We start from the raw sequence: 12,903 nt of genomic DNA on the forward strand, positions 1-12,903 counted from the left end.
AACCTAGGGCTTGTGCCGCTAGCTATACGAGCGGCACAAGCCCTACGCTAAAGTACAAAGTAAGGTTCTGAAAATAGAGTATCCATTGTGTCGTGAATCTAACCAAACTGCAATGCTTGACCACGCACATCAGGATTAACTTTACCGTTGGCAAATGCTACTTGACCACCAACGATCGTCGTTACTGGCCAACCCGTCAATTCCCAACCAGCAAAGGAACTCCAACCACATTTGGTTAATAATTCCTCATTGCGTACAGGCTTGTAGTTATGCAGATCGACCAATACCAAGTCTGCATCCCAACCAACTCGAATCTCACCTTTATTCGCAATTTTGTAACCTTTTGCAACATTGCGACTCATCCATTGGCTGACCTGATGCACCGTGCAGCGTCCCTTCATGGCTTCCGTCAGCATCAAAGGTAACGAGGTTTCCACCCCTGGCATTCCCGATGGCACATTTGCTGGCTCTAGCAAAACAGTATCTTTAGATGATTTATCCAACTGGCTAGCTTGGCTATCTTCATTCGCAGCAAATCCTTTCTCTGCAAGGGTATGGGGTGCATGATCAGTGGCAATAAAATCAATCACACCATCTAGCAAAGCTTGCCACAGAATTTCTTGATCCCGTTGCGATCGCAATGGCGGATTCATCTGCGCCAATGAACCAATTTTTTCGTAAGCACCAATATTCATCAATAAATGCTGCGGTGTGACTTCGGCAGTTACCCACTCAGGCTTCTCTTGGCGCAAAAATTCCGCCTCTTCACCCGTAGACATATGCAAAATATGCAAACGTCTTTGATATTTTTTAGAAAGCTTCACCGCTAGCTGTGTCGCATTGAGTGCCGCTTGATTGTCTTGAATAATTGAATGCAATGCAGGCTCTTTGCTGCCAGCAAATTCCTTGCGGCGTTGGGCAATTCGAGCTTGGTCTTCGGCATGAACAGCAATTAAGCGATCACCCTGCGAAAAAATGCGATCGAGTAACTCCTCTTGATCAATCAACAAATCACCATGCATCGATCCCATAAAAATTTTGATGCCACAGGTGGGATTCGCATTCAGTAAATCTGGCAATACTTCGCCCGTTGCACCAATAAAAAAGCCGTAATTAACCACACATTTGCTAGCTGCTCGGCTGAGCTTGTCATCTAGCGCCGCCTGTGTAATCGTGAGTGGTCGCGTATTCGGCATCTCTAAAAAGCTAGTCACACCACCCTTAGCGCAAGCATGACTTGCCGATCGCAAATCTTCCTTATGCTCTAACCCCGGTTCGCGAAAATGCACCTGTGGATCGATTACTCCTGCCATCAAGGTCAAACCCTGAGCCTCAATAATCTCTAGGGGCTGATCATCATTACTAATATCTGTGGGATCGATCGCATCGGCGATCGCCGCAATTTTGCCATCCTTAACATAAACATCTCCTAGCAAAGTCTCGCCATCAGGCAAAATAATTTGGCTTTGTCGAATTAATATGCTCAAAATAAAATTCCTATTTGCTAATTCATTGATGGAGGGATGGTTGACACTCCGCGCTATCCATCCTGCCATCAATATCCTAAAGTCAAGTGATATTGATCGTATGAGAAATTAATTACGATCAATATCACTTGATAGAGCAATTCTCATGCTGGTGAGACACAGGCAAGGGACTTATGCCCCTTGTTCAACGGCAAAACTTTTTTGCCCTTTCTCAAGAAAATAAATCCTTGAGGAAGAGCGAAATTTCAACACGGTCTTGCACATTAAAAAAGTCAACGGGAGTTTCGCCATCCATATGCCGACTGACGACATTAAAACCAGTGCGCGAACGGCGATAGGTTAATACAAGGGGACTATCTGGTGGTAAAGGCGATCGCAGCCACGCATCAAAACTGGTGACTTGATTCATGCGATCGCGCATGGCATTGACTATTACCGCTGAGCGTTGATCTGGCAAACTGCCTGTGGCAAAAACATAAGCACGTTCTAGTAACTTGTCCCGCAGATTGGGACTTAGCCAAGCAGCAACTACCATTTCTAGAGGTGATTGAGGATTTTGCTTGACTGTTTGCAAAGCCGCCGTATCATTGGCGATCGCATTAGCAAGTAATACCGCAGTGGGATGACCTGTCTGCTTGAGTTGCGCCACTGCATCAGGGAAACCAACCCACCAGCGAATGGCAGAGAGATTCACCGCTTTAGCAGGATTTTGACGATATGCAGTTTCGAGATTGGCAAATACTTGAGGATAAACAGTCTGGAAGGGGGGATTATTCCAGATGGGGCTAGTCATGAAGATTGGATCATTAATTACTTCTGTAGTCATGGCAGCAACAGCTTCAGTGACTTTGCCCTGCCGTAAAAGACTTACACCCAAGCCAAAGGAAAGTGAACGCTTACTAGAAACTAGTTGTAAACCTCGCAAAAAGTAATTGGCTGCCTCCTGATTAGAACTAGGTGTATTTTGCTGAAGACTGAGCCATGCGGCAGCGTTGTATCCCGCTTCGTTATAGGGATTAATTGCGATCGCAGTTTTGATCCATGTCAAGCCATCCTGTTGCCATGCTTTCGCCTGTGGTAAGGTCGCATATTCAGTACCCAGCTCGCCTAAGTTCCATCCCAACTGATAGGCATAGTAGGGTTCCCAAGGTGCTAATTGATGGGCAAATTTAAGGCGATCTTGGAACTTCTCAATGGTGGCGATCGCTTCAGGTAGCACTTCTTGCTTCCTAGTTGCTAATTCTGATTTTGCCCGTGATAAATAAATAAAGCCGACACTTGATGCTTGCCATGCGATATTCACAGGCACAAGCCAAGCGATCGCCGCGATTAAATATAGGGTGGCAATAATTGCTAACCACAGCCTTGGTTGCTTTTGATAGCCAAGGGTAATTAACTGCCCTGTGTGGATCTGTCCCAAATAGGCAAGACTAGCAAACACAATAATTAATCCGCCACTAATCGCAGGGACATCAAGCTGGTAGTCGGTAATTGCCAAGATGCCATAACCGATCGCGCTGCCAAACAGTCCATAGGTAAAGACTTGATCCTGCGGGCTGGCTTGCCAAGTGGGGGATTTGTGCAGTTTTACAAACAGTGCGATCATCGCCACCAATAGCACCACAAAGGTAATCACTGCACCGATGCCTAACTCAGCCCAAAGATGTACGGGCGTGCTGTGTAACTGAAACAATAGCTCGGCTTCTCGCCCTGCCCATTGGGGACGGTATTGCTGATAGAGCATGACTGCTGAACCTGCCCCCGCACCAAATAGCCAATGATCTAGCCCCATCCGCCAGCCGACATCGGCAGCGATGGCACGGAATAAAAGTTCTCCTGAACCTTGGGCAGGATTGCTGACACTGGTAATTAATCCTGCAATTAGCGATCGCAAACGATTATTTGCAGCAATTAGAAATCCTAATAAAGCAAGTGCAGCAGTACCGCCCAAGGTCACAAACCAGCGGCTCCCCCTAGCGCGACAAAAAATGACGATAATTCCATAAATAACAATTGCCGCTAATCCTAAAAAGCCACCCCGTGAACTGGTGGTATATAAGTCCATTAGTCCTAAACCGATAGCTGCCAGCCATACAGATCGCCATATCCCCTGATGTGCAATCGCTAAACTAACAAAAATCGGCAGTACCAACATCAAAAATCCCGCCACATAATTTTGATGCCCCATCGGAGCCCAATTTCGCGATTCTAAAACCGAAAAGTCATAGCTCAGATTCAATCCCCATTGATTGAGCTTGGACAAATTCGCTAACTGTGGCAACCATGTTTGGGTTGTCCATAAAAATAAACTTTCGATAATTACCGCAAAGCCCAAATAGCCCTGAAATCGCAACATCGGCAAAAAGCCTGACTCAGAATGTTGCTCATTGCTTGCGGGTGTGGCAACATGCAGCAAATTATTGGTCACATAGAGCGCTGTCAAATAGCCAAAAGCCGTCAGGCTATACCACATCCCCTGATTAGGGAATTGGGAAAAGATCGTTGATAGGCATAGCGTCACTACGCCCAAACCAATCGCCCAGTCAAAGCCACTACCCAGTAAATAAAATGGCTTCTCGCGTCGCCATAGATTTAGCAATCCTGCGATCGCAAAACATAGCAACCCGACTTGCCAGATCAACACAAAGGGGAAAGCCACCATTTGCGTACTGCTGTCGGGGAGTAGGGTAAATAAAATATAGGCGGCAATGCCTAACTGGACGATTAATCGACCTGTACTCATAAATTTGTCTGGGATTGGTGATCTTAGAGTATCGCAAGGATAGTCAAAAATGGATTGGGATTACAGGTTGAGGTAACGGCGAATCGGATCGAGATCGAGATGCGCTTCTAATAAATCTGCCATGTTGTTATAAAGATTTTGCTGATGCTCTTGCCAAGATATCGATGCTGACTGATAGTCATGAATATTTGCCAATCGGGTTAAGGACTGCCGCAAAGCCGCCGACTCAAATATGCCATGCAAATAAGTACCCCAAACTCGATCGCAATTTAGCCCTTCATCCCGAAGCGTTTGACCATCTTGCACTTTGAGCAAGGGCTTGACTGGTAAAAATTGAGCATCTTGATCATCACCTAATTTAGTAACTCCCATATGGATTTCATAGGTCATCCATTGCTCTCGTTGCTGTTCGGTTTGCCAAATCGCCTGTACCTGTCGCACCAGCTTCGTTGCCATAAATTCAGTGCTAATCGGTAATAGTCCTAACCCCTGCACTTCTCCAGCACTGCCCGCCACACCATTGCGATCGCCAAGATATTGCCCCAGCATTTGGTAGCCGCCGCAGATACCGACAATGATCACTCCACGATGATGGGCTTCTAAAATTGCCGTTGCCAATCCCGAATCCTTAAGCCATTGCAGATCCACCAGTGTATTTTTACTGCCACCTAAAACAATAATTTTGGCATTCTCCAAATCCGCCACCGTCCGCGCCCATACTGTTTCAATGCCCCGATCCAATTGCCAAGGCTGACTATCTTGCGAATTGGATAGATAGGGAAATCTGATCCAAGCGATCTTTGCCCCTTGTCCCTTAGTTTCGGCTTCACTACACAAACTATCTTCGCTTTCGGGCTGTAAATCAGCCGCATAGGGCAGCACCCCAAGATAGGGAAGTGTCGGCATATGCGCTCGAAAATGTTGTTCCGCATCGCTAAATAACCGCAAATCCCCCCGAAATTTATTAACGATAAATCCTAATCCCATCTCTCTAACCGACTCTGTAAGCAAGTTATGCGTACCAATAATCTGTGCGAATACGCCTCCCTTCTCAATATCACCCACCAGAATCCAACGTCCTTGCAAATGGATAATTGGACGTAAATTGACGAGATCGCGCTGCATCAGATTTAGTTCTACAGGGCTGCCTGCACCTTCTAATAGCAAAACATCGCAGCGATCGCGCCATCCTTCGAGGGTATCCCGCACCGACTCCCAGAGCGTTTCGATATGGCGGTAATAATCAACGGCAGCGATATGTTGACGTGCTTCTCCTAAGAGAACCAATTGGGAAGTTCCATTTCCTGATGGCTTTAAAAGAATTGGATTCATTTCTACAACTGGACGCATCCCACAGGCAATCGCTTGTACTGCTTGCGCCCGCCCAATTTCACCACCTTCCAAGGTGACATAGGAATTATTGGACATATTTTGGGCTTTAAAGGGAGCGACCTTGATACCATTGCGCCGCAGCCATGCTCCTAGTGCCGTGACCATCCAGCTTTTACCAGCATTAGATGAAGTTCCTAAAACAGAGATGGCTTTCATGGCGGAAGTGTAGTGTGAGTTAATAGATGCAACGCCTCTATTAACTCATATTGTTAGCGAATCTCAGTGCCAGAGCTATCTCCCCATTTGCTAAATTTCTTAATTCTCCTTTTTGCCGCGAGTCTCGATTACCTGATCGGTGATCCTGTCAGTTGGTTACATCCTGTACAGGTGATCGGTTGGTTTATTAGCCAGTTCACCAATCTGGTGCTGCACCAAGATCCTGAAACTAAGCAACGCAGTCCTAAATTTTCGCCGTTAATCATGAAAATATTGGGGTCAATGCTTGCGATCGCAATTATTATCACTAGCGCCATCGTCGGCTGGCTAATCGTATTTTTTGCCGCCCAGATCAATTCTATTTTTGCGATCGCAGTCGCCACAATTTTATTAGCCGCTTGTTTCGCAGGGCGCAGTCTTCGCAATGCCGCCGAATCAGTATTGCGAGTTTTGCAAACGGCAAATATCGCACAAGCCAGACAAGAACTGAGTCGCTATGTGGGGCGGGATACCGATGATCTGAGTGAAGTCGAGATTTTACGCGCCGTTTTAGAAACCGTCACCGAAAATGCGATCGATGCCGTCACTGCACCTTTGTTTTACGCAATCATCGGCTCATTTCTATTTGACTATGGTGGTATTGCCCTTGCGATCGCCTACAAAGCTTCTAGCACCCTTGATTCTATGGTCGGCTACAAAGAACTTCCCTATCGTGACCTTGGTTGGTTTAGCGCCAAAACCGATGATGTGTTGACTTGGTTGCCCTGCCGCCTCACCGTGCTGACCTTGGCAATCATTTCAGGCAAACCAATCTACGTTTGGAAGCTATGCCAAAGGGATGCCATCCAAGACCCTAGCCCCAATTCAGGCTGGAGTGAATGTGTATATGCGGCAATTTTACAAGTGCAACTCGGCGGCGAAAATCGCTATCGGGGTGTGATCAAACAAAAGCCGCTATTAGGAATTGCGATCGTAGAAATTACCCCCACCAAGATTTCACAGGCTCTATCCCTAACCCGCACTTGTTTTTTGCTGTGGTTGAGTCTAACTGCGATCATCATCTTTATTACCGCTAAGTACAGCCCATCCTAAATACCCAAATCCATTAAGGCGTTTATGGCTGTAGTCATTCTTGTTAGGATACAAACCCAAGAAGCGAGTGGCGGCGCTTCGCGCCGCCACTCGCTTCTTGGGTTTTGATTTGTCCTATATATGAAGTGACAGCTAACCAAAAACAGAAAATGGCGCAGCCATTTTCTGTTTTTGGTTAGCTGTTAATATTGACTCAATCACGGTCTAGAAGATACCGAGTTTGCTGACCCAACCAATATCCTATGAAACTTGCATTTATTATCGATCCGATCGCCAAACTCGATCCTGCCCATGACACCAGTGTTGCGCTCATGGAAGCAGCCTGCCGCCGAGGATACACCGTATTTACAGCAAATATGCACACCCTCAGCGTCAAGGATGGCAAGGCTTGGGCATTTTTGCAGCCGACCAAAATTCATCCTGTTCCGCTTGTGGAAGGCAAATGGCAAGTTCCTAATCCTTGGTATGAAGTAGCCGAGGGCAAGTTTCAACCTTTAGAAGAGATGCAATTTGTGTGGATGCGTCCCGATCCACCTGTGACTACCGAATATCTCTACGCGACTTATATTCTTGACTACGTTGATGCTAGCAAGACCAAAGTAATCAACTCAACACAGGGCATCCGCGCCGCCAACGAAAAAATGTATGCGCTGCAATTTACCCAAGCCATCCCCAAAACCATCGTTACTGCGGATAAAGACACCATTCGCAATTTTGTCGCCACGGAAGGCAAAGCAGTCATGAAGCCTCTTGGTGGTAAAGGCGGTGAAGGAATTTTGTTTTTAGAAGTTGGCGATCGCAATATTAATTCACTGATCGAAATTAGTACCAATATGGGTAAAACTCCTGTAATGGTGCAAGAATATCTGCCCGATGCCCAAAAGGGAGACAAACGCATTATTCTGCTCGATGGTGAACCGATTGGCGCAGTCAATCGTGTCCCAAAATCGGGCGAATTTCGCGGCAATATGGCGGCGGGCGGGAGTGCAGCACAGGTGGATATCACCGATCGCGAACGGGATATTTGTAATCAACTCGCGCCAACTTTAAAACGCGATGGCTTAATGTTTGTCGGCATCGATGTCATCGGCGACTATCTCACCGAAGTCAATGTCACTAGCCCCACAGGAGTCCGTGAAATTGATCGCCTTGATGGAGTCCGTCTTGGCGATCGGGTTATGGATTGGCTAGCAAATGCCTAATTAATGAGTGACGGCGCTTCGCGCCGCCACTCATCTTAAAACCTGCCTTACCGATCTTGCAGGGGGTAAGACTTGACAGGGGTTAGAATTGTTATAGAAAAACTATAGTAATGCTTTGATAAATGTCAATTGTTCCTATGAAGCTTTTTAGCCCCGAATTTATGAAAAAAGTTAAAGCTACTGCCAAAATCTGGACGCGATCACTGTTAGCAGTTTCGCTAGTAGCGATCGCCATCTTTGGCAATGCCCATGAAGCTTTTGCCAAGCGTTCAGGCGGCAGAATTGGTGGCAGCACCTTTAAATCTGCACCTAGTCGCTCCGCTCCTAGCTACTCTTCCCCATCCCGTTCTTATAGTGGTAGTACCTCTTACTACGGCGGCGGTGGCGGATTCTTCTTCCTGCCTATGTTTTTTGGTGGCGGCGGCGGACTATTTGGGCTGTTGTTACTGATTATTGTTGCAGGTGCAATTATCCAAGCATTCCGTGGCAACGGTGATGGTGCAGGCATTACAGGCATGAATAGCAAAGTGACCGTTGCTAAAATTCAAGTTGGACTCCTCGCATCCGCCCGATCGCTACAACAAGATCTAACCCGTCTTGCCCTCGAATCTGACACCTCCTCCGCCCAAGGGCTAGCGGATGTCACCCGTGACACCGTAATTTCGCTGATGCGCCATCCTGAATATTGGGTCTATGTTAGTAGTGCTAGCGAAAACACTAAATTTGCCCTTGCCGAGCAGAAATTTAATAGCCTTGTGATGTCTGAGCGAAGCAAACTCAATGACGAAGTATTGAGTAATGTTGGCGGTCGCATTTTGAGCGGCAAAACCACCGTAGCTCTGCCTAGCGAAGGGAGTCTCAACCTTGAAGATCCTAGCGAATATATTGTGGTGACTTTGTTGCTAGCAGTGGCAGGCGATACCCTCAGCAAATTACCCACGCTCCGCTCATCTGCCGATTTGCAATCTGCTCTATCCACAATTGGTTCTGTACCCACCGATGATCTCATCGCCGTCGAAGTCCTTTGGGAACCCCAGTCTGAAGATTACACGCTTACCAATGACGAAATTCTAACCATCTATCCTGACTTGGTGAGAATCTAAATCAAAAAAAAAGAGGCGCAATGCGCCTCTTTTTTATAAGAGAGTGGCGACGCATTGCGTCGCCACTCTCTTGCTTTTTAAAATATACGGTGTAGCAGCTTTATGCCTAAAGAATTACTAAATACATCGTAAATATGTGGCATTAAATAACAATATGTGGTATCACTTACCAGTATTATTCACCGAGACATTTACTTTATATCTAGCCATATATCCGATAGTTAGGTATATCTAGGCATATCCAGTCAGAGTACACACAAATTAGTGTTGTAGCTCCGTTAAGATTCAGCTAAGATGTGGACAAAAAAGTGCAACTCAACTGAGGGCTGATGCTCTTAAGCTCAAATTTTGGCTCAAATTATTGAAGCATTGTGTGATTAGTGGAGTGAATAGGGTCAGCAGATGATGCAAGATACAAATAATAAAAATCAGTTTTATATAACTCAAGACGTTGATGTGTATACCGACAACGTTGATAACTTAATGGATGATCTATTTGGAGATGTCGAAAGTACCCTCCATGTTGATTACGCAAAATTGCGATCGCAAAAGCAAAAAAAATCATCACCTAAGCAAAATCAATCACCTTCTGGCTACTCAAGCAAACACACCTCTAGCTCAGATATAGTTGCCATAACTAGATTAGATAACTCCGAGCGCGAGCTATCCTCGCAAAAAGATACAGTCAGCATCACCAAGATGAATATGTCTGACATCTCACTGCCTCCCATCTCTAAGCAAGATGTACTCTGGATCCAACCCTACATCATGCGGAATCCAGATAGCAGTGAAAATGTTGCAACCAAGCACCCCGAAGAAATTCCCCCCAAATACAACTTATTAGATCGGCTCCTGCTAGTGCTTGCCTGTAGCTCAGCACTAATTGCCGCAGTAATGTGGACAATTAATCATGGCATTTGGATTGGTCGCCAGTCCGTTGTTAATATTGCCCAAGTCAGCCCCCAAACATCATCTGTAAATAACGCTTTTGCCGAAGAAATCAAGCGAAGTTTATCCAAAATTGTCGATCAAAATCGCACAATTGCCACTAATCCCAATAATCCCATTGGTAACACAGTACCAATGATGACTGCGCCACTGATTAGTACGATGCCTCTCGCTGTTGGGAATAATCAGCAGCCAATGTATGTACCTGTCTATCAACCACCAAATCTCGCTAACGGCAATAATCTTCCCTCACCCTTGGCACTGCCACCTGCGACAGCCAATACTGCGATCGAGCTAAATAACTCAGTTAGTCCTAGCCCCATTCAAAAAAATTCCACGCCACAAGCTGCGGCAACATCACCATCTGCACCAGCTCCATCCTATACATTGATCGGAGTCCTAGATTTAGGCGATCGCTCAACGGCAATGTTTGATATGGATGGCTCAGTGCAGTCAATTGGTCTGGGCAAAGCCATCAGCAACACAGGTTGGGTATTATCACGAGTGAGCCAACAAGAAATTGTGATCAAACGAGGTAAGGAAAGTAGAACTGTATTTGTGGGGCAAAAATTTTAGTTGACCAACTCCTCGCGAGATCATGGATGATAGTTCTGAGCAGGGGCTTATTTGAATGAGCCTATTTAAACATTTGAGGAAAAGACATGGGGTTACTAGAGGATATATCTCGCTTTTTAGAAACACGCCTAGAGGAGTTTATTCGCAATAACCCACAGATTGAGTTGCAAATTCTCGAAGATAAATTGCGGCAACAAGAAGAGGAAATTCTCAAGTTAATTGTTAGCTCCAAACAGGAGGAAAAAAATCTCCAAGATCGCATCCTAGAAATTGCTGAAGAAATTCGGGTTTGGCATGATCGTACGGTTAAGGCTGAGTCTTTTAATCGACAGGATCTTGCTAGCCAAGCCAAAGAGCGCGAGGCTGCCCTGTTGCGTCAGGGCAATCAAATTTGGGCGCAAATGGAGCTAGTCAAAAAAAGAGCGAGTGATAGCAAATCTTTGCAGTTGCAAATCCAAGAGCGTCGTAAAGAGGTGCAAGCCAAAATTGCCGCAGAAGCTAAAAATGCAAAGGCAAAATCTCCGACCAGTACGCCACTCAATTGGGACAATCTCTATACCCCCCCCTTCCGTGACCCTAATGACAAGCTAGAGGAAACCTTTAGGCGTTGGGAGATGGACGAAGAGTTAGAGCGTCTTAAACGTAATTTAGGTAAGTAAAGATATTTGAGCAAAGGTCGAGTATTTTTTATGTCCCACACTCACATTGCAAATATCAAGACTGATTAGATTTTCGATTAAAGACAGGTTCAAATATATAGCAAAACTTTTTTTGCTTAGGATATAAAACCCAAGAAGCGAGTGGCGGCACACTGCGCCGCCACTCGCTTCTTGGGTTTTGATTTGTACTAACGAACTCTTGCCTTGCTATAGTAGACACTGATAATTTCATGTAGTTGAATTTAGACTTGGCTTACATAGAGGCAAAATGGCGATCGCAGTAGATAAGCAAAATAACTCGGATTCCTTTGAGCAGAAGTTGTGGAAAACTGCGGATAAGCTGCGAAAAAATATTGATGCTGCGGAATATAAGCACATTGTTTTAGGGCTGATTTTTCTGAAATATATTTCGGATGCTTTTGAAGTACTGCACCAACAGCTAATCGAGGGTGAGGGGGACTATGCAGGAGCCGATCCAGAGGATCGGGATGAGTACTCGGCGGAGAATGTTTTTTTTGTGCCTGTTGAGGCGCGGTGGTCATATCTGCAAGGACAGGCGAAACAACCTGATATTGGTAAGACTGTCGATCTGGCAATGGAAGCGATCGAGCGGGAAAATGCGAAGCGGCTCAAGGGGATTTTGCCAAAGGTCTATGGTCAGCAAAAGTTAGATCAGAAATCTTTGGGTGGGTTAATCGATTTGATTGGTTCGATTACGCTAGGGGACGCGGAGGCGCAGGCGCAGGATGTTTTGGGGCGGGTCTATGAATACTTTTTGGGACAGTTTGCGCTTGCCGAAGGGAAGAAGGGCGGACAGTTCTATACACCTGAAAGTATTGTGCGGCTATTGGTGGAGATTTTAGAGCCTTACAATGGGCGGGTGTTTGACCCTTGTTGTGGTTCGGGTGGGATGTTTGTCCAGAGTGAGAAGTTTGTCCAAAATCATCAGGGGCGTTTGGATAATCTGTCGATCTATGGTCAGGAGAGCAACGAGACGACCTATAAGCTTTGTCGAATGAATTTGGCTTTGCGGGGGATTGATGGCTCAAATATTAAGTGGAATCCTGAAGGGTCATTTTTAAATGATGCACATAAGTAGCTAAGCAAAATTAATTACATAAGTTGAACCAAAGTCTCGAAGAACTTTTTCAACATAAGAGACTAAACTTTCCCAAGATTCATATGCATTGAGTTCAATCCACTCATACTTCATGAAACGCCACAAAATTTCAATCAAGTTCAACTGGGGACTATAAGGGGGTAACTGGAAAATCTCAACTTGCTGGTTCTTCCACTGCTCTAATTTCTCTTGAATCAGTTGACTGGTATGAATAGAGGCTTTATCCATAACAATCACTGTTGGCTTGGTAGATTGACGAGCAAAGTCATCGATACAAGCGAGAATGACTGCACTGGTGATACTGCGTTCAAAAACATAAGCAGATAAGTCATTGTTTCGATTCATCAAACCCACGACATTTAACCTCTTACTGCGTTGACTGGGTAAGCTTAAACCCGTCCCTTTCTCTTGCCAAGCATAGGGAA

Annotated in this window: 9 protein-coding genes and 1 pseudogene; 6 read left to right on the plus strand and 4 right to left on the minus strand. The window is 45.6% G+C overall.

Translation table 11 applies throughout. The annotated features are described in order from the left end of the window. Positions 1-98 precede the first annotated feature (98 nt). From H6F41_RS04810 to H6F41_RS04820, 3 genes are all read right to left on the minus strand, one after another. Positions 99-1,487 (minus strand): dihydroorotase, encoded by a 1,389-nt coding sequence (locus H6F41_RS04810; protein ID WP_408962532.1) that lies wholly within the window; start codon positions 1,485-1,487, stop codon positions 99-101. Positions 1,488-1,698: 211 nt separating this feature from the next. Beyond that, positions 1,699-4,230: an O-antigen ligase family protein gene (locus H6F41_RS04815; RefSeq protein WP_190402343.1), complete on the minus strand. Its 2,532-nt coding sequence runs from the start codon at positions 4,228-4,230 to the stop codon at positions 1,699-1,701. A gap of 60 nt (positions 4,231-4,290) precedes the next feature. Continuing rightward, a complete protein-coding gene (locus tag H6F41_RS04820; protein WP_190402344.1) occupies positions 4,291-5,778 on the minus strand; it encodes a cobyric acid synthase in 1,488 nt (495 codons plus the stop codon). A gap of 66 nt (positions 5,779-5,844) precedes the next feature. On the opposite strand from H6F41_RS04820, the gene cbiB reads away from it, so the two are divergent. The 6 genes and pseudogenes from cbiB to H6F41_RS04850 all read left to right on the plus strand — a co-directional run. Beyond that, positions 5,845-6,870, plus strand: coding sequence for an adenosylcobinamide-phosphate synthase CbiB (gene cbiB / locus H6F41_RS04825; RefSeq protein WP_322095876.1), 1,026 nt, complete (start codon positions 5,845-5,847; stop codon positions 6,868-6,870). Between the two features lie 242 nt (positions 6,871-7,112). Beyond that, positions 7,113-8,072 (plus strand): glutathione synthase, encoded by a 960-nt coding sequence (gene gshB, locus H6F41_RS04830; protein ID WP_190402345.1) that lies wholly within the window; start codon positions 7,113-7,115, stop codon positions 8,070-8,072. A gap of 161 nt (positions 8,073-8,233) precedes the next feature. Beyond that, positions 8,234-9,175 (plus strand): DUF1517 domain-containing protein, encoded by a 942-nt coding sequence (locus H6F41_RS04835; protein ID WP_190402346.1) that lies wholly within the window; start codon positions 8,234-8,236, stop codon positions 9,173-9,175. A 402-nt stretch (positions 9,176-9,577) separates the two neighbouring features. After that, entirely contained in the window at positions 9,578-10,699 is a 1,122-nt protein-coding gene (locus tag H6F41_RS04840; RefSeq protein ID WP_190402347.1) for a hypothetical protein, read from the plus strand. Positions 10,700-10,785: 86 nt separating this feature from the next. Then, a complete protein-coding gene (locus H6F41_RS04845; protein ID WP_190402348.1) occupies positions 10,786-11,358 on the plus strand; it encodes a TIGR04376 family protein in 573 nt (190 codons plus the stop codon). 268 nt (positions 11,359-11,626) lie between these two features. Further along, positions 11,627-12,454 (plus strand): annotated as a pseudogene (locus H6F41_RS04850) (type I restriction-modification system subunit M); the annotation flags it as partial. Positions 12,455-12,457: 3 nt separating this feature from the next. Here the strand turns inward: H6F41_RS04850 and H6F41_RS04855 are convergent. Beyond that, positions 12,458-12,903, minus strand: a 446-nt coding sequence (locus H6F41_RS04855; protein ID WP_190401965.1) for an IS630 family transposase, incomplete at its 5' end; no start/stop codon positions are given.

The sequence above is a fragment of the Pseudanabaena mucicola FACHB-723 genome (assembly GCF_014696385.1).
Classification (GTDB): domain Bacteria; phylum Cyanobacteriota; class Cyanobacteriia; order Pseudanabaenales; family Pseudanabaenaceae; genus Pseudanabaena.